Below are 18,141 nucleotides of genomic sequence, written 5' to 3'. Positions count from 1 at the left end.
ACTCTAATATATTATAGATTAGACATTGCTAATATTCAATAGATCATTTATTCTTTAGTTAAATTCATCAACTCGAGAGTCTATGTCCATACATATTGAATCTTTCTACCACAAGGACACTTCTACATGGAGCTATGTGGTACACGATGAGGATGGTTATGACTGTGCTGTCGTTGATCCCGTTCTTGATTTTGATCTCAGCTCAGGGGTTGCCCGCTACGATTCAGCGCTGAAATTGATCGAGTACATAAAGCAAAACAAACTCCATTTACAGTGGATCCTTGAAACTCATGCCCATGCTGATCACCTGACTGCAGCCCAGTTTATAAAGCAGCAACTGGGAGGCCAAATCGTCATTGGCGCCGGAATCAAAGATGTCCAAAAGCATTTTGCAGAACACCTTAATCTTGATATTACCACTGATGGTAGCCAATTTGATACTTTACTATCCGCTGGTGATCGCATCAGTCTTGGCAACCATGAATTCATTGCCCACCCTACACCGGGCCATACAGATGACAGCATGAGCTATGAAATTGATGGTAATGTCTTTATTGGTGATACATTTTTTCACCCCGATACCGGTACCGCTCGTTGCGACTTTCCAGGCGGTAGTGCTAAGAAACTGTTCAAAAGCCTAAATTTTTTAACTTCGTTTCCTGATGACTATAATTTATGGCTGTGTCACGACTACCCTAGTGAACGGGAACCTATCGCAAAAACTACTGTTTCCGAACAAAAGCATAATATTCACTTCAAACAATCCGAAGGACAGGTTGATGCTTATGCCGAACTTAGAGAAAAACGTGACAGCACATTAGCCGTACCAAAACTTATATTCCCTTCCATTCAGGTTAATATCCGAGCGGGCCAATTCCCCAGTGATGAATCCAACGGCCGTAAGTATTTGAAACTTCCTTTTTCTGTCACTGAAGGCTAAATTTGATTGGTTTTGCAGGCGACGAGTTGCTAAACTCGTCGCCTATTACAAGTTAATATAATCATCAAATTTGTCTCTTCCACAGTTAAATGAACGCCAACAACAAGCTCTAGTTAGTACTTCCGGCCCCCTATTGGTGCTGGCAGGTGCTGGCAGTGGTAAAACGAGTGTTATTACTCGTAAAATTGTTTATTTAATAAAGCAGAAACAAATTCCTGCCCGTAATATCGTCGCGGTAACCTTTACCAACAAAGCTGCCCGTGAGATGAAACAGCGTGTAGGCAAAATTGCCGGACAAAGTGCAACCAAAGGTCTTACGGTCTCTACATTCCACAATTTTGGCTTAAACTTTATTCGCCGCGAATACAGAACCCTGGGCATGAAATCTAATTTTACGATTTTTGATGATCAGGACAGCTTAGCTCTTTTGAAAGATTTAGGCTTTAAGGAAGCTGAAAGTGACAAAGCTTTATTACTGAAACTCCAAAATCAGATTTCACAATGGAAAAACGATCTGATTCTGCCAGAACAGGCAATCGCTCAGGCCACTGATCAGGAGTTACTGATTTTCGCCAAAGTGTATGAAAAGTACACCAGGAGTATGAAGGCTTATAATGCGGTTGATTTTGATGATCTGATTCTTATTCCTACGCTATTACTGCGCGACGACCCTGCTGTTCGCGATAAGTGGCAGAATAAAATTAAGTATCTACTAGTCGATGAGTATCAGGATACTAATACCAGCCAATACGAATTGATTAAACATCTGGTAGGTCAGTTTGGTAGCTTTACCGTGGTAGGTGATGACGATCAGTCTATATATTCATGGCGTGGTGCACGCCCAGAAAACCTCGATCAATTAGCGAAAGATTATCCTAAACTTCAGGTGATTAAACTTGAACAGAATTATCGATCCTACGGGCGTATTTTAAAAGCTGCCAACGTACTGATTGATAACAACCCCCACGTTTTTGAAAAAAAACTTTGGTCTGATAAACCCTATGGTGATCCATTAAGAGTCGTGACCTGTGCTAACGAGGATGAAGAGGCACAAAAAGTGGTTACTGAAATTGTTTCCAGAAAAGTCCGCACTAAAAATGGTAAATATTCAGACTATGCCATTTTGTATCGAGGTAATCACCAGGCAAAGCTGTTTGAAAAATCTCTAATAGCTAACAAAGTTCCTTATAAGATCTCAGGTAGCACTTCTTTTTTCGGTCGCGCTGAAATTAAAGACATTATGGCTTACCTTCGGCTATTAACGAACGAAGATGATGATAATGCCTTCTTAAGAATCGCTAATACACCTCGTCGTTCCATCGGGCCGACAACTCTTGAACAACTTGGAACTTATGCCCAAAAGCGACACATCAGCCTTTATGCAGCATGCTTTGAGTTAGGCCTGGAGCAATACCTGAGTGGTAAAGGGTTAGATTCCGTCAGACGCTTTGCTGATACCATTTCTCGTGCTGCCGATAATGCAAAACGGGGTGATACCCTAGGGGTTATCCATGAACTTATTGCAAAAATAGGCTATCACTCATGGTTGCATGAAACATCAAGCACTCCAAAAGCTGCTGAGTTCCGTTGGAATAATATTCAGGAACTACTGGGCTGGGTTGAAAAATCCGTAGATGAAAATCAACATGACGATAACCCTTTTGCGGCGGCTGTAGCCAATCTGATGTTACGCGACATGCTGGATCGTAACGAGGAAGAAGAAGAAGACAGTAATCAGGTTCAGCTTATGACGCTTCATGCTGCTAAGGGACTTGAGTTCAATCATGTTTATCTTGTCGGGATGGAAGAGGAATTTCTCCCCCACAAATCAAGCATCGAAAATGATGATATCGAAGAAGAGCGTCGTCTGGCTTATGTCGGTATCACTCGAGCACAGCACACGCTTGTCTTTACCCTCTGCAAAAAGCGTAATAAGTTTGGCGAGGTCATTCGTTGTGAACCCAGTCGCTTTCTTGAAGAAATACCTGATGAAGATCTCGACTGGGATGAAAAACGTCAACCATTATCCGAAACAGAACAGGAAGAATTGGCCGACGATAACCTGTCCATGTTAAAAGCACTTTTCAGCGATTAGTTTGTAAGAGATTGCCCATCCCTCTCGTAAGGTTTTTCACTTTCTTATAAAACTTTCTTGCTTCGTTTTATAAACTTGGTCAATAATGAAATAAGTAACTGATCACAGGAGGTGATAAGCATGTCATTGTTAGAATGGATTATCTTGATAATAGCCTGCTTTTTTATTGTCGGCTTTGGTTATGCTGGCGTTACCGGTAAATCTATTTTTTCATTCCGAAAAAAGAAACCAAAACATAGGCATTAAAAAAGGCTTCCGAAGAAGCCTTTCTAAACCACTGACCGATTAATTCAACCGTTGGAAGACGGTCGCAATACCCTGACCTAAACCAATACACATTGTGGCTAAGCCAAACTCCTTATCTTTATCTTCCATCAATCGAAGTAATGTTGTTGAAATTCTCGAACCCGAACACCCAAGAGGATGGCCCAACGCAATCGCTCCGCCGTTCAAGTTTACACGCTCTTCAAAGCTATCACGTATACCGAGACCGTCCAGCACTGCGATGGATTGAGCAGCGAATGCTTCATTTAACTCGATCAGATCCATATCTTCCAGTTTCATGTTGGCTCGAGCCAAAGCTTTTTTCACTGCTGGCACTGGGCCAAAACCCATAATCGATGGATCACAGCCAGCAACACCCATCGAGACAATTTTAGCAATAGGTTGCAAGCCTAAACTGTCAGCTTTTTCTTTTGACATGACTAACATTGCTGATGCGCCATCAGATATTGCTGATGAAGTGGCAGCCGTTACTGACCCATTTTTTGGATCGAAAACGGGTTTTAATTTCGACAGATCTTCCACGGTCGACTCAGGACGAATAACTTCGTCATAATCAAAGAACTTCAACTGACCTTTTTCGTCGTGACCTTCCATTGATAATATTTCTTTTGCAAATCGTCCTTCAACCGTTGCTTTATGCGCCAGCTGATGCGAACGATAACCGAATTCATCCTGTTCCCGGCGAGTTACTTTGTACATATTTGCCAGCATCTCTGCTGTTAATCCCATCATACCAGCGGCTTTTGCAGTATGTTTAGCTAACTCTGGATCAAAGTCGATACCATGATTCATCGGTACATGACCCATGTGTTCAACACCGCCAATAATAAAGACATCACCGTCACCAACCATAATCGAACGCGTTGCGGTGTGTAATGCCTGCATTGATGAGCCACATAGACGGTTGACCGTCTGCGCCGCTACATGATGCGGTAGATCAGTTTTAAGCATCGCATTACGAGCAATATTAAATCCCTGTTCCAGTGTTTGCTGGACACAGCCCCAGATGACGTCTTCGACATCAGCTGGATTCAATTTATCGTTACGATCCAACAAGCCCTGCATCAAACGAGCGGACAGCTCTTCTGCACGAGTGTTACGGAACATACCACCTTTCGAGCGCCCCATTGGGGTTCTGATGGCATCTACTACTACTACTTCTTTCATCGTTAAATCCCCTATGGTTGTCTTAGGCTGCGTCTAACTGGTAAAACTTTTTACCAGCCTTAGCCATTTCTAACATACCTTCGGTCGGCTCATAAGCCTTACCCAGGTGCTGATACTTCTTAGCTAACTCTACAATCTTTTCAATACCCTGCTCATCAACGTATTTAAAGACGCCGCCTCTGAATGGAGGGAAACCTAATCCGTATACCAAAGCCATGTCGCCTTCAGCCGGGCTGTCGATGATACCTTCTTCAAGGCAACGAATTGTTTCAATAATCATCGGCAGCATAGTACGAGCGATGATCTCATCATCGTCAAAATCCTTGCTGTCGGCTGTAATTTCTTTCAATAGTTCATAAGCTTTTGGATCGGCTTCTTTCGTTGGGCGACCTTTCTTGTCTTTACCATAAACGTAAAAACCACTGCCTGATTTTTGCCCGTAACGATCGTTTTCAAACATCACGTCGATCGCATCTTTTTCTTCCTTGCTCATGCGATCCGGGAATCCTTCAGCCATTACTTCGGCTGCATGACGTCCCGTATCCATACCGACCACATCAAGCAAATAAGCAGGACCCATTGGCCATCCAAACTTTTTACTCATTACTTTATCGACTTTTTGGAAGTCAGCCCCATCACGGACTAATTTTGAAAAGCCCCCGAAGTATGGGAATAGTACGCGGTTTACAAAGAAACCCGGGCAATCATTAACAACAACAGGTGATTTACCCATCTTGCTGGCATACGCCACCACACTTGCCACTGTTTCATCCGATGTTTTTTCACCACGAATCACTTCGACCAGCGGCATTTTGTGCACAGGGTTAAAGAAGTGCATGCCACAAAATTTCTCAGGACGTTTTAATGCCTTAGCAAGTCTATCAATTGAAATGGTTGATGTGTTGGAGCAGATTATGGCGTCATCAGGCATCAAACCTTCAACTTCCGCCAGTACTGACTCTTTAACTTTCGGATTTTCAACTACCGCTTCAACCACGATATCGGTATGTTTTATTTCTTCATAGCTTAAGGTTGGCTTGATACTGGCTATACCTTTTGCCATTTTCTCATTTGAGATTTTTCCGTACTTTACACCTTTACCAAACAGTTTAATGGCTTCATCCATTCCCTGCTCCAGGGCGTCGGGATTGATGTCCTTCATTACTGCCGGAACACCACGAGAAGCTGACTGATAGGCGATGCCACCGCCCATGATTCCTGCACCTAACACGGTCGCGTTCTTAACTTCTACATCTGAGGTTTTAGAAGCAATTTTAGCTTTCTTTTTTAACACCTGATCGTTTAAGAATAACTGAACCAGTGCTCCAGCCTGTGAGCTTTGCGCTACATCAACAAAAGCTTCGTGTTCAAATTTAATGGCTTCTTCTAATGGTAAAGCAGCCCCTTTCTCAACCACCTCAACAGCTTTAACCGGTGCAGGATAGTGTGGACCAGCCTGACCCGCAATATAAGCTTTCGAAGTCATAAAAGACATGGTTGCCTCTGTTTTATTGAGCTGCAATGGACTCGTTTTTTCCGCGCGTCTTTTCTTCCAGTCAATTTTACCTTCAACCGCTTCAAGCAATGTATTTTCCGTTGCAGTGATCAGATCATCCGGCTCAACTAACGCATCAATGGCACCTTGTTTTAATGCTTCTGCCGGTTTCTTTGGTTTCCCCGCGGCAATCCACTCAAACGCGTTATCCGCGCCAATCACTCTTGGTAGGCGAGTCGTTCCGCCAAAGCCAGGTATCAAGCCCAGTTTCGTTTCTGGCAGTCCAACCTGAGCCGCTGTTGATGCAACTCTCAGGTCACAGCTTAAGCACATTTCCATGCCACCGCCCAGAGAAATACCATTAATTGCCACTGCGGTAGGGAATGGAAGCGATTCAAATCCTGAGAATACCTTGTTCGCCTCAACTACCCACTGCAATAATTCTTCTCTTGGCAGAGCAAACAAGCTTAAAAATTCGGTAATATCCGCACCAACAATAAAGACTGGCTTGCCACTGGTTACCATCGCAGCTTTAACGTCGTTATTATCCTTCAACAAGTCTATTACTTTACCCAACTCTTCAAGGGTATTGCGGTCGAACTTATTGACCGATTCTTTCTGGTTATCAAAACAAACTTCAGCGATACCTTTATCGCGCAGCCTGCATTGAATCGACTGACCTTCAAATATCATTCTGTATCTCCATGTTGGTTATCAGATGATGGAAATTATAAAATTCTGACAGATCCGAAATGTACGGACTTAACAATTCAGTGTACTTCAATGAGTCTTATCGACTCAATGGGTTTATCTGGTCTGACCAATGATAACGAACTTTGCGCCGGATCGAAAGCCTGTTAGCAAACCCACCCCACAAACTCATTCTTTCCTTGCTCACCCACAGGCCGATCTGGAATAATGCGTGTATTATTTCATAGGCAACACGGTAGTTTTATGACCGATTCACAGTTAAAACCATTGTTCGCGGAACACATTGAGACGATTAAGAAGCGTTATCAGGACGCAATGCAGCGTCATGGCTTCGATCACTTGCTGATTCCTGCTGGCTCATTACATGGTATTTTCCTGGACGACATGTCATACCCATTCAAGTCCAATTTCCACTTTAATAGTTTTGTGCCTCATGACGATCTTCATGACAGCACATTAATTATTTCAGCCAAAGGGGACTTGACACTCTGCTATTATCAGCCTGTTGATTTCTGGCATAAAGTTGCTGGTGATCCAGATGGCTTCTGGGTTGAACACTTTGACATCAAAATGATGCGCAAGAAAGATGAAGTTCGTGCTTTCATGCCATCAAACGGCAATATAGCTTTTATAGGCGAAATGGCCTACCCATTTTTGGATGAAGATTTCGATGCTATCAACCCTGGTAATGTGATTAATGAAATCAATTGGTTTAGAGCGACAAAAACCGCGTATGAAATCGAGTGCTGCGCACTTGCTAATAAGCGCGCCGCGATGGGCCACATGGCTGCACGCGATATGTTCTATAATCAGGGTTCAGAACTGGAAATCCATTTAGCCTATCTTTTGGCCAGTGGACACCACGAAGCACAACTACCTTATAATAGTATCGTTGCACTCAATGAAAACGCTTCGATCCTACATTACATGCACTATGATACAGAGCGTCCGAGCGAGCATCGTACTTTCCTGATAGATGCTGGAGCACGCTATAATAGCTATGATGCAGATATCACACGAACCTATGCTTTTGATAAAAATACTGAGTTTGCCGAGCTGATTGGAACAATGGAAAAGCTCCACCTGGGTATAGTTGACCGTATTAAGCCAGGTCAGTCCTATGTTGAGCTTCATGTTGCTACACATCTGGAAGTCGCTAAAGTTCTGAACCAGTTTAATATTTGTGATATGAGTCCAGAAGCTATGGTTGAGAATGGTGTTACTCGTACTTTCTTCCCACATGGCCTTGGGCACCAGATTGGTCTACAGGTCCATGATGTTGGCGGACATATCTCGAACCCAGACGGTGATCCTGCTCCGCCGCCTGAAGAACACCCGTTCTTACGCAATACGCGCACTATTGAAGAAAATCAGGTGCTGACCATTGAGCCAGGCCTTTATTTCATCAAGTCACTACTGGCTGATCTAAAAGATAGCGAACATGGCTCCAGCATAAACTGGGACCGTATCGAGCAGTTCCGTCCATTTGGTGGCATCCGAATTGAAGATGATATTGCTGTTACTGCAGACGGCCATCGCAATTTGACCAGAACCTATCTGAAATAAATGGTCACAACCCCCTCCGGCTCAGGAGGAGATACCGATAATACTGGTATCTCCTCTAATATGCCTTCTTATCGGGTGCCTACTCACCCGGTAAACAAACCTTGCTCCTTTGAAGAAGTCATAAAGGGCAGTCGATTTATCACTCGCATCGCCTTTACCCCAAGTGTCGAACAAGCTAAATCCTTTATTAAACAGCTAAACGCTGGCGAACCCGACGCCACTCACCATTGCTGGTCTTATATTGTTGGAAACCCTGACAGTACGACATTAATAGCCTGCTCAGACGATGGTGAACCCAGTGGTACTGCTGGAATGCCCATGCTCAACGTTCTTCAGCATTCAGGGTTAGGCGACATTACTGCTGTTGTGACTCGATATTATGGTGGTACCAAGCTTGGGACTGGCGGTTTGGCACGTGCCTACAGCGCAGGAGTTAAAAGAGGTCTAGAGCTAGTTAATACTCACTTACGTATCTACACGACCTCTGTTTCTATTATTACTAGCTACGACCTTCAAAATCAGGTTCTCTATTTGCTCCATGAACATCAGGCAGACAATATAGCCGAAAGCTTTAGCGACAAGGTTGCTATTGAAGCAGAAGTGCCTCAAAATCAGCTAGAATCGTTTCTTAGCTCCATAGAAGCTTACGAAAATAAACAACAATTACGTATACAGGTGACCGATGACAGCGCTTAAACATATCCATATGACCCTCGCCATTATTACCATCCTTGGTTTTTTGCTACGCAGTGTTTGGCTTTTCCGTAAAAGTCCTATGCTTACTAAGAAGTGGGTTAAAATTACACCTCATGTAATCGATACTTTATTATTGCTGAGTGGCGTCCTGCTTCTCGCAACCTTCTATGGCTGGACGGTTACATCCTGGTTAGCCATCAAACTATTATTAATCGTGGTCTATATTGGTTTTGGGATCATAACGTTTAAAACCAATAAAACTAGCTTGCGTGGCATCGCCTTTACGCTTGCAATTATCAGTTTTGCCTCCATACTTTACTTAGCACGTATCAAACCTATTCTATGGTAACACTATGATTGATCCTAAAAAGTTAGATGATATTGCCCAAAAACTGTCAGACTCCATGCCTGAGCAATTAAAAACTGCCAAACATGAAATGAGTAAACAGTTTAAACAAATTCTGCAAACCCAGCTGGCTAAACTTGATTTGGTGTCACGCGAAGAGTTTGATACACAGACTCAGGTACTGTTGCGTACCCGACAAAAACTTGAAGCTTTGGAGTTAAAGTTACAGGAATTAGAAAATCGTTAAAAAGGCGAGTTAATACTCGCCTTTTTCTTATTCCTTCCAGTTACAATGGATCAGCCAATATCGTTAATTTTTTCTCAGGCATGTCGAGCCTTACATCAAATCCCTCTCCGTTGCTTTTCTCGATATAAACATCAATATAACTTACAACTGTATACTCTCCTGCTGTTAATTTTTCATCCAAAGTAGCGTACACAGTCTGATCCCAAGAAATAATGCCATTTATGCTTTCTTCAGTATAAACAACCCTCACTTTCTCAACCGCTAAACATACAACATCTCTATAGAAAGAGTGGAAAACTAACTTATTGTCCTTGTCGTAAACCTCAACCTTGTAAAAATCACACCAAGGCCACTTAACCGTATAAGTTTCCAGGCTTTCGTTAGTTAGCGTCGCATAAAAGGCTAATTCCTCCTCTTCATTAAATGTATTGCTAACACCTCCTAAGCCTTCCTCTGAATAGCCATTTGTTATTTGAGTAGAATCAAACTCGCGTATCTCTAATTCAGCCTTTAAGCCTAAGTCTTCATAGTTCTCTTTTGTATCATCATTATTATCTCTACACCCTGTCACTATAGTAATCAGCAACCCTAATATAAAAGCTATATGGTATTTCATCTTTATCTCCACCCTTTTTTTTATTAGAACTTAAACACTTGCGTGGCTAAATAACTCAATTACAGCCTGTCTTATTAAGTTCTATATTTATTGTTGTTCAAGACAACCTTATTCAATTATTATTGTTTGCTCAGGCATGTCAATGGTAACCTCAGTTGCACTCCCAAATGGACCTACGCCTATATAAACATAGCTCACAACGGTATATTCTCCGGGCGTTAAATATTCACCTGTTGGTTCAGGAACTGTTATCCAGTTTGATGTGTAGCGCTCCTGGTCCCATGTAATCAGCTCATTAAGTGATTCCCCAAAATATATTACCCGCTCATTTACATCGGCTGTACAACTCACCGGTCTTAGATTTGAAGGGAATACTATCTCATCGTTTGAATTAAAAACGTGTACCACACTGAACTCACATCCTGTCCAGCTTAATTGTTTCGTTTCAAAACCAGTATTTGTTAGCCTAATAGAAAAAGCTATTTCTTCTCCTTCCTGAAATGTATTGCTTAATTCTCCCAAACCTTCTTCTAACGAGTTATTAACCTTACTCGAATCAAACTTTCTTATCTCGATACTGGCCTTGAGGTTATGTTCCTCATTGTCATTTTTACAGCCAGAGATAGTAATTATCAGGATCCCAAATATTAACGCTATATGGTTTTTCATAACTTATCCTCATTTTTTATTAGTTAGTCTTTTATGAGACGTTCCTTATTGATTTATTGTGACAAATAACTCTTTTATATTTATTCAGTGCTTTAGGAAGTATTAAAAATACCCATAGCCTAAAATTAAAAAAAGGTGCGTTTAGCACCTTCTTTATTTTTATTTAAAATTAATCTTTTAGCAGAAAAGTTACTTTAAGCACCACACGAAAACCAACAACATCACCATTATCAATAACGGCCTGCTGTTCTTTCACCCAGGCTGCCTTGACCTGATCTAACGTTCTATTAGCCCGCTTAACCCCTTGTACAACAGCATCTTCAAAGCTTTTTTCAGATTCAACGATGATTTCCGTTACTTTTGCCACTGACATATATATAGCTCCTTCGTTGTAATTGATTTACTTGTATACCTTTTTTATCCTACCCTTTTTTAGGGCATAAACAAGTAACCAGTTTTAATATTCTTTAATCCTGCAGACTAGCTATTACCCTGGTTGGTTCCACCAGCCGGTTTATCACTATTAACATCGTAAAATTTCAATCAGCTGAAGAGTAGTCGATACTACAGCTCTTTATAAAGAAATAATTCACCAGTTGTGTGCACAAAAAAAGGGGCCTAATGGCCCCTATATAACACCTTCCCCTAAAATTAGATATCCAGGTTTGATACTGATAACGCATTGCTTTCAATAAATTCACGGCGTGGCTCAACATGATCGCCCATAAGGGTTGTAAACAACTGATCCGCGGCCACCGCATCTTCAATTGTGACCTGCAGCATTCGTCGTGTCTCAGGATCCATTGTCGTCTCCCATAGCTGCTCTGGGTTCATCTCACCTAGTCCTTTATAGCGCTGAATCGACTGCCCTTTTCTGGCCTCATCCATTAACCATGTTAGAACTTCACTGAAGGTTTCAACCTCCTGTATTTTCTCACCCCGCTTAACGAAAGCACCTTCTTCAATTAAGCTCTCAAGTTGCTCACCTAATAAGCTAATTTTCTTATAGTCTTCAGAAACGAAGAATTCTTTCGAAAGTAAGTACTCACTTTCAACGCCATGGTGATACATTATCAAGTGGGGGTAGAAAAGATTCAGTTCGTTATCTTTTCTAACAGAAAACTCATAACGATGCGCTCCGCTAGTTCTATCAACATTTAGTTTTTCTTCGAGAACCGTTGTCCACTCTTTAACCTTGGTCTCATCTTTCATGTCTTCTGCGGATAGAGTTTTATGATATATCAGCTTATCAAGCATCTCCCTTGGAAGCCGCCTTGATACTCTGATAATTGTTTTTTTAACTTCACGATACTCATTCACTAGCGTTTCTAAACGATCACCCGAAATTGGTGGAGCGTCTTTACTGGTAAAGAGTTGCGTATTATTCAAGGCAAGATTTGTTAAGTAACCTTCCAGAGCTTCATCATCTTTTAAATAGGTTTCCTGCTTACCTTTCTTAACCTTGTATAAAGGCGGCTGAGCAATATAGACATATCCCCGTTCGATTAACTCTGGTACTTGGCGATAGAAGAAGGTCAACAATAAGGTACGGATATGAGCACCATCAACATCGGCGTCAGTCATAATAATAATACTATGATAACGCGTTTTATCCGGATCAAATTCCTCTCGGCCAATACCGCAACCCAACGCTGTAATCAATGTACCTACTTCCTGCGAGGATAACATTTTGTCAAATCGTGCTTTTTCTACGTTTAGAATCTTACCTTTCAGCGGAAGAATGGCCTGGTTTTTGCGATCTCGTCCCTGTTTAGCAGAACCGCCCGCAGAGTCACCCTCCACAATGTACAGTTCAGATAATGCAGGATCTTTTTCCTGACAGTCAGCCAGCTTGCCCGGCAAACCAGCAATATCTAAAGCACCCTTTCTTCGAGTCATTTCACGCGCTTTTCTAGCAGCTTCCCTTGCACGGGCAGCGTCTATCATCTTATTTACAACAGATTTTGCCTCATTCGGGTTCTCTAGCAGAAATTCTTTCAGATATTCACCCATCGCCTGCTCTACAGCACTTTTAACTTCACTCGATACCAGTTTATCTTTAGTCTGTGAGCTAAACTTAGGGTCTGGGACTTTTACAGAAACTACTGCAGTTAAACCCTCTCGAGCATCATCGCCCGTTGTGCTTACCTTGCCTTTTTTGTTATATCCTTCATTTTCCATAAAGGTATTCAGGCCTCGGGTTAACGCAGCCCGGAAGCCCGCAAGGTGTGTACCACCATCTCTTTGAGGGATATTGTTGGTAAAGCAAAAAATGCTTTCCTGGAATCCATCATTCCATTGCATTGCCACTTCAACAGTAATTCCATCTTCCTCACGTTCTGATGTAAAGTGGAATACCTTCTCATGAATTGGCGTTTTATTATGATTAAGGAACTCTACAAAGGCTTGTATTCCGCCTTCGTATTTAAAATGGTCCGACTTACCACTACGCTCATCTGACAGTTTTATACTCACGCCAGAGTTTAAAAATGATAACTCTCTCAGCCGTTTAGCCAGGATGTCATATTTAAACTCGATATCGCTGAATATCTCTGTACTTGGTCTAAAGCGTAATTCTGTACCTGTAGACTGGCTATCACCAACAACTTCTAATGGTTTTTCGGGTACACCTAAATGATATACCTGCTCATGTCGCTTACCTGCGCGACGAATTATCAGTGTTAACTCGTCAGACAAAGCGTTAACCACTGAAACACCTACACCATGCAGGCCGCCCGACACTTTATAAGAGTTATCGTCAAATTTACCGCCAGCATGTAATACGGTCAGAATAACTTCTGCTGCAGAAACCCCTTCCTCTTCATGAATTTCCGTTGGAATTCCACGACCATCATCACGGACGGATACAGAGTTATCATCATGTATTACGACTGTGATTTCTGAACAATGACCCGCCAACGCTTCATCGATAGAGTTATCTACGACCTCAAATACCATATGGTGAAGGCCTGTACCATCATCTGTATCACCAATATACATACCAGGGCGTTTACGAACAGCATCAAGTCCTTTTAAGACTTTAATACTCGACGAATCGTAATTGTTATTTTCCGACATAAGGATTCCTTCTGTTTGTATCGTGTTGCACCAGGTTATTAAAGTTCATCAATAGCTTTAACAACCCCATGTTCCACGTGGAACACTTTAGCCTCATTATACCTTTTAATCAGGGGTGTGAGGGGTTCTAAATGTACACATGTGATGAAAATTTGTTGCTCTTGCGGTTGTTCAGACAATATTTGTAATAATAACTCTTGATGGTTAGTATCAAGTTCAGCTCCAATATCGTCAAGCAGAAACAGCGGTGTCTGCTTTCCGTATTGTTGCATAATCTGAAGTTGTGCAAGTTTAAAAACGGTAATTAAAAGTTTTTGTTGGCCTCGGGAGAGGTAGTCTCCAGCCCTTTTCTTTTCATCTATATAAAATTTCAAGTCAGCTTTATGGATACTCGACTGTGTAAAGCCCAACTGCCTATCTTTGTTAAATTGACTTTCATAAATGGCAGCAAGGCCATTATTGCCTTTGTCCGTCCATCCCGGATAAAGCTCAATATCAACATCAATATCGCTTAGAAAAGCTCGACTTAATTCTTTAAATATGGGTCTTATTTTATCACAATAAGCCTCTCTGAGTTGAGTAACTTGCAAAGATAAAGTAACTAATTGTTTGTCCCAGGCGGTTACTTCTGAATACTGGACACGCTTTTTTAAAAGCTCATTTCTATGTTTAAGTATTTTTTGGACTTTTTGCCACAAACCTAAAACTGAATGTTCCACGTGGAACACTCCCCAATCTAATTGTTTTCTTCTAGCCCCAGGACCTTTGACAAGAAGATCATATTGCTCAGGAGATAGGAGCTGAACAGGAAACAGTTTAGCTAATGTTGAAAGGCGCTTAACAGGTTCAGAATCTAGTTTGATAGAAATCTCTCCGCTACGGTTACGAGACATTCCTAGCTTATGATCAACTCCGGAGGAAACTAAGTTAGAAAAGATAATAAAATCCGAGTAGTTATCGTTGATGATTTTATTATGTTTGGCAGTACGAAAAGAGCGTCCGTTTCCAAGATAATAAAGGGCCTCTAATACACTGCTTTTGCCAGCAGCGTTTGGGCCATAAAAAATGTTCAGGGTTGGAGAAAAACCTAGAGAGACTTTCTCTAGGTTTCGGACATGCGATAGGGATAATTGATTTATATGCACTAGTTAGTGACTAACGTGTGTTTGGGATGGGCGGCTGTGGGTTTGCTATCACAGTCGCATCGGCATAACAACATACATGCTTTCGCCACCATCAACCTCTTCAATAAGAGTACTGCTGTTAGCATCTATAAAGGTTAGCTTAACCTGCTCGGTTTTTATAGTATTCATAACATCAATCATATAACTGACGTTAAAGCCGATCTCTAGGTCTTGTCCTTGGTAATCTACGCTGAATTCAACTTCAGCTTCCTCTTGTTCAGGGTTATTAGCGTGCAGTCGGACCTGCCCGTTAGATAACATGAAGCGGACGCCACGAAATTTTTCATTACAAAGGATAGAGGCGCGTAGTAATGATTCTTTAAGAACTTCACGATCAGCTATAACTACCTTGTCACCGTTTCGAGGTAAAACTTTCTCATACTCAGGGAAGCGACCGTCAACCAGTTTTGAAGTAAAGGAGTAATCCGAATCAGTGACTTTTATGTGGTTTGAACCCAAGCTAAGAGTAATAGTTTCCTCGGAATGCTCCAATAAACGACCAAGCTCAGCAACACCTTTCCTTGGGATAATTGCATTTACAGTTTCGTCTAACTCCAGTTTTACTCGCTCTTTGCATAAAGCCAGACGATGTCCATCGGTAGCCACTGACGTTAAATAGTCTTCTGTGAATTCGAATAACATACCGTTAAGATAATAACGAACATCCTGCTGGGCCATTGCAAACTGCGTTTTTTCGATAAGTTCTTTTAATGTGTGTTGCTTTACACTGAGTGAAGCAAGGCTAGCAGTTTCTTCTAAACTAGGGAATTCATTGGCCGACATTGTCGATAAATTAAAGCGACTACCAGGGGTTGTTATACGTAGACGATTTTCACCCATTTCAATCTTAACACTTTCACCATCACCGAGACTTTTTATAATGTCCAAAAGTTTTCTGGCGGGAACAGTAATTTCACCCGGCTCGAATTCACCTTCAAGGTCTACGTGAGCTTTAAGTTCAATTTCAAGATCAGTAGCGGTAAGTGAGAGCTTACTATCATCAACAACCATTAAAACGTTGGATAAAATAGGTAGTGTTTGACGTTTTTCAACAGCACCGCTAACGGATTGAAGAGGCGCTAACAACTGTTCCCGTGTGATGGTAAATCGCATATGAATACCCTTATAGAAAGCTATTATTGAATATTTTTATGTTGATAAAGTTCTTAATAGATTGGAGTAATCTTCTTCTATATCAACACTTTCACTTTTAAGTTCATCTATTTTCCGACAGGCATGTAACACAGTAGTATGGTCACGCCCCCCAAACGCGTCCCCAATTTCCGGCAGACTATGATTGGTTAGTTTCTTTGCTAACGTCATTGCCATTTGTCGTGGTCGCGTAATCGATCGACTACGTCTCTTAGATAATAGATCAGAAACCTTAATCTTGTAATAGCTGGCTACAGTTTTTTGAATATTATCAATAGAAATTAGTTTGTCCTGGGCAGCTATTAGATCTTTTAGCGCATCTTTAACAAAATCAAGAGTTATGGCGCGTCCCGTAAATTGTGCGTTTGCAAGAACCCGCTTCAGAGCTCCCTCAAGCTCTCGGACATTGGAGCGTATTCTTTTCGCGATAAAGAAGGCAACTTCGTGTGGTAGCTCTGTTTTAGCCTGATGCGCCTTACTCATCAAAATAGCAACACGAGTTTCAAGATCCGGAGGCTCGATGGCAACCGTCAGTCCCCAGCCAAATCGGGACTTTAGACGCTCTTCTAGACCTTCAATTTCTTTTGGATAGCGATCACAGGTAATAATAACTTGTTTATTCTTTTCAATAAGATTATTAAAGGTGTGAAAAAACTCTTCCTGAGTACGACCCTTGTTAGCGAAAAACTGAATATCATCGATAAGTAATGCATCAACCGATCGATAGTAATTTTTAAATGCATCCATACTATTGCTTTGTAGGGCTTTTACCATATTGGCCATAAAGCGCTCAGAATGCAGATAAACAATCTTGGAATCTGGCTTGTCCTTTAAAATTAAATTACCAACCGAATGCATGAGGTGGGTTTTACCCAGACCGACGCCTCCGTAAATTAGCAACGGGTTATAAGATATACCAGGGTTTTCTGCAACCTGCTCTGCAGCAGCACGAGCCAACTGATTAGATTTACCCTCAACAAAACTGTTGAATGTGAATTTATCATTCAAGTTATTTTGAGGGAAATTTGAGGACGGGTTGCCAGAATAAGAAGAATTATTGTTAGCTGAAGGCGTTCTCAGGGACTGGTGGTTACCGTTTATCAGTTCTGAACTAGCAGCAGAAACGGGATTAGCACTAGATTTCTCAGGAGTATCAGACTGAGCATGACCTACGTGAAGAGAAATATGGAGCTGAGTGTTATCTGGTTTGCTGTTAACAACTTCCGTAATGCGATCTAGATATTGTTGACGTATCCAGTCGACAAAAAACGGGTTAGGCGCAAAAAGAGCCATCTCGTTATCTGTTTCACGTACCTGTAATGGTTTTATCCAGGTGTTAAATTCGGTAACGGATAACTCAGACTGTAATCGTTGTAAGCAGTTTCGCCAGATGCTATTCGACATAATAGCTTCCAAGTCCTTGTTTATTATATTGTTTTTAAAATCAGTATAGCGTTATTGCAAAAAACTAATGGAAAACTGTAGCCCCTTTTTCTGCAATGTTGAGATAGTGTAGATCTATAATAATAAAATATCCACAGTTTTAGAGAAAATATTAAAAAAACCAGAAACACAAGGAATTTTGTAACCGGGGAGTAAATACACAGAAAGTATAAGAAAAGGTAAAAAAATAACAATCTGTGACTAAATAAGGTATAAAAAACGATAAAACTTGTGCAAAACAGTGACAAACATGAAAAAAACATACTTATTCAAGATTAGACCACCCTCTTAAAAACAGATTAAGAACAGCTTTATCATTTTGCTAAGCCTTTGTTTTATAGTGTAATTGAAGATTTATCAACAGCAAAGGAAGCCATTAATAATAATAATAAGATCTTTAAATATATATATATAATTATTACTTGGTAACATCTGGCAAAAAGCATGAAAC

Annotated in this window: 16 protein-coding genes; 7 read left to right on the top strand and 9 right to left on the bottom strand. The window is 41.3% G+C overall.

From position 1 onward, the window contains the following. The first annotated feature begins 82 nt into the window (after window positions 1-82). The 3 genes from KS2013_RS00075 (at window position 83) to KS2013_RS12090 (ending at window position 3,281) form a co-directional block, all read left to right on the top strand. The gene (locus KS2013_RS00075) at window positions 83-940 is read left to right on the top strand and encodes an MBL fold metallo-hydrolase (protein ID WP_068988217.1); all 858 of its coding nucleotides are present in this window, start codon (window positions 83-85) and stop codon (window positions 938-940) included. A 70-nt stretch (window positions 941-1,010) separates the two neighbouring features. Continuing rightward, window positions 1,011-3,035 (top strand): DNA helicase Rep, encoded by a 2,025-nt coding sequence (rep, locus tag KS2013_RS00070; RefSeq protein ID WP_068988215.1) that lies wholly within the window; start codon window positions 1,011-1,013, stop codon window positions 3,033-3,035. Between the two features lie 120 nt (window positions 3,036-3,155). Beyond that, window positions 3,156-3,281, top strand: a complete 126-nt coding sequence (locus tag KS2013_RS12090; protein ID WP_267283740.1) for a hypothetical protein — start codon at window positions 3,156-3,158, stop codon at window positions 3,279-3,281. Between the two features lie 39 nt (window positions 3,282-3,320). On the opposite strand, the gene fadA is transcribed toward KS2013_RS12090, so the two are convergent. Together fadA and fadB are read right to left on the bottom strand one after the other, a co-directional pair. Continuing rightward, window positions 3,321-4,487 (bottom strand): acetyl-CoA C-acyltransferase FadA, encoded by a 1,167-nt coding sequence (gene fadA, locus KS2013_RS00065; protein ID WP_068988213.1) that lies wholly within the window; start codon window positions 4,485-4,487, stop codon window positions 3,321-3,323. A 22-nt stretch (window positions 4,488-4,509) separates the two neighbouring features. Next, window positions 4,510-6,675, bottom strand: coding sequence for a fatty acid oxidation complex subunit alpha FadB (gene fadB / locus KS2013_RS00060; protein ID WP_068988210.1), 2,166 nt, complete (start codon window positions 6,673-6,675; stop codon window positions 4,510-4,512). Between the two features lie 261 nt (window positions 6,676-6,936). Here fadB and pepQ point away from each other — a divergent pair, with 261 nt between their 5' ends. Genes pepQ through ubiK form a run of 4 tightly spaced genes read left to right on the top strand, consistent with a single transcriptional unit; the run spans window position 6,937 to window position 9,548 of the window. After that, window positions 6,937-8,259, top strand: coding sequence for a Xaa-Pro dipeptidase (pepQ, locus tag KS2013_RS00055; protein WP_068988209.1), 1,323 nt, complete (start codon window positions 6,937-6,939; stop codon window positions 8,257-8,259). Further along, window positions 8,260-8,955 carry a YigZ family protein gene (locus KS2013_RS00050; protein WP_228703682.1) on the top strand — a complete coding sequence of 232 codons (696 nt, stop codon included), beginning with the start codon at window positions 8,260-8,262 and terminating at the stop codon, window positions 8,953-8,955. Beyond that, window positions 8,942-9,304 carry a SirB2 family protein gene (locus KS2013_RS00045; RefSeq protein ID WP_068988206.1) on the top strand — a complete coding sequence of 121 codons (363 nt, stop codon included), beginning with the start codon at window positions 8,942-8,944 and terminating at the stop codon, window positions 9,302-9,304. Before KS2013_RS00050 ends, KS2013_RS00045 begins: the two co-directional genes overlap by 14 nt. 4 nt (window positions 9,305-9,308) lie before the next feature. Continuing rightward, on the top strand, window positions 9,309-9,548 hold the full coding sequence (gene ubiK / locus KS2013_RS00040; RefSeq protein ID WP_068988203.1) for a ubiquinone biosynthesis accessory factor UbiK: 240 nt from the start codon (window positions 9,309-9,311) through the stop codon (window positions 9,546-9,548). A gap of 40 nt (window positions 9,549-9,588) precedes the next feature. Here ubiK and KS2013_RS00035 read toward each other — a convergent pair whose 3' ends face one another. The 7 genes from KS2013_RS00035 to dnaA form a co-directional block, all read right to left on the bottom strand. After that, a complete protein-coding gene (locus KS2013_RS00035; protein WP_068988202.1) occupies window positions 9,589-10,164 on the bottom strand; it encodes a hypothetical protein in 576 nt (191 codons plus the stop codon). Window positions 10,165-10,272: 108 nt separating this feature from the next. After that, the gene (locus tag KS2013_RS00030; RefSeq protein ID WP_068988200.1) at window positions 10,273-10,833 is read right to left on the bottom strand and encodes a hypothetical protein; all 561 of its coding nucleotides are present in this window, start codon (window positions 10,831-10,833) and stop codon (window positions 10,273-10,275) included. 169 nt (window positions 10,834-11,002) lie between these two features. Next, on the bottom strand, window positions 11,003-11,206 hold the full coding sequence (locus KS2013_RS00025; RefSeq protein ID WP_068988198.1) for a dodecin family protein: 204 nt from the start codon (window positions 11,204-11,206) through the stop codon (window positions 11,003-11,005). A gap of 278 nt (window positions 11,207-11,484) precedes the next feature. Then, window positions 11,485-13,911 (bottom strand): DNA topoisomerase (ATP-hydrolyzing) subunit B, encoded by a 2,427-nt coding sequence (gene gyrB, locus KS2013_RS00020; RefSeq protein ID WP_068988196.1) that lies wholly within the window; start codon window positions 13,909-13,911, stop codon window positions 11,485-11,487. Window positions 13,912-13,949: 38 nt separating this feature from the next. Beyond that, the gene (gene recF / locus KS2013_RS00015) at window positions 13,950-15,056 is read right to left on the bottom strand and encodes a DNA replication/repair protein RecF (protein ID WP_068988193.1); all 1,107 of its coding nucleotides are present in this window, start codon (window positions 15,054-15,056) and stop codon (window positions 13,950-13,952) included. Window positions 15,057-15,104: 48 nt separating this feature from the next. Then, window positions 15,105-16,208 carry a DNA polymerase III subunit beta gene (dnaN, locus tag KS2013_RS00010; protein WP_068988192.1) on the bottom strand — a complete coding sequence of 368 codons (1,104 nt, stop codon included), beginning with the start codon at window positions 16,206-16,208 and terminating at the stop codon, window positions 15,105-15,107. Window positions 16,209-16,244: 36 nt separating this feature from the next. Then, window positions 16,245-17,651 (bottom strand): chromosomal replication initiator protein DnaA, encoded by a 1,407-nt coding sequence (gene dnaA, locus KS2013_RS00005; protein WP_068988190.1) that lies wholly within the window; start codon window positions 17,649-17,651, stop codon window positions 16,245-16,247. Window positions 17,652-18,141 lie beyond the last annotated feature (490 nt).

Origin of the sequence: Kangiella sediminilitoris, assembly GCF_001708405.1 — a bacterium.
GTDB lineage: Bacteria > Pseudomonadota > Gammaproteobacteria > Enterobacterales > Kangiellaceae > Kangiella > Kangiella sediminilitoris.
The sequence above is the reverse complement of the archived record's forward strand: the minus strand, read 5'-3'. Positions and strand labels throughout refer to the sequence as shown.

Coding starts and splice junctions, on each gene's coding strand:
- KS2013_RS00075 (WP_068988217.1), top strand. CDS start 83: ATGTCCATACATATTGAATCTTTCTACCACAAGGACACTTCTACATGG.
- KS2013_RS12090 (WP_267283740.1), top strand. CDS start 3,156: ATGTCATTGTTAGAATGGATTATCTTGATAATAGCCTGCTTTTTTATT.
- fadA (WP_068988213.1), bottom strand. CDS start 4,487: ATGAAAGAAGTAGTAGTAGTAGATGCCATCAGAACCCCAATGGGGCGC.
- fadB (WP_068988210.1), bottom strand. CDS start 6,675: ATGATATTTGAAGGTCAGTCGATTCAATGCAGGCTGCGCGATAAAGGT.
- pepQ (WP_068988209.1), top strand. CDS start 6,937: ATGACCGATTCACAGTTAAAACCATTGTTCGCGGAACACATTGAGACG.
- KS2013_RS00050 (WP_228703682.1), top strand. CDS start 8,260: ATGGTCACAACCCCCTCCGGCTCAGGAGGAGATACCGATAATACTGGT.
- KS2013_RS00045 (WP_068988206.1), top strand. CDS start 8,942: ATGACAGCGCTTAAACATATCCATATGACCCTCGCCATTATTACCATC.
- ubiK (WP_068988203.1), top strand. CDS start 9,309: ATGATTGATCCTAAAAAGTTAGATGATATTGCCCAAAAACTGTCAGAC.
- KS2013_RS00035 (WP_068988202.1), bottom strand. CDS start 10,164: ATGAAATACCATATAGCTTTTATATTAGGGTTGCTGATTACTATAGTG.
- KS2013_RS00030 (WP_068988200.1), bottom strand. CDS start 10,833: ATGAAAAACCATATAGCGTTAATATTTGGGATCCTGATAATTACTATC.
- KS2013_RS00025 (WP_068988198.1), bottom strand. CDS start 11,206: ATGTCAGTGGCAAAAGTAACGGAAATCATCGTTGAATCTGAAAAAAGC.
- gyrB (WP_068988196.1), bottom strand. CDS start 13,911: ATGTCGGAAAATAACAATTACGATTCGTCGAGTATTAAAGTCTTAAAA.
- dnaN (WP_068988192.1), bottom strand. CDS start 16,208: ATGCGATTTACCATCACACGGGAACAGTTGTTAGCGCCTCTTCAATCC.
- dnaA (WP_068988190.1), bottom strand. CDS start 17,651: ATGTCGAATAGCATCTGGCGAAACTGCTTACAACGATTACAGTCTGAG.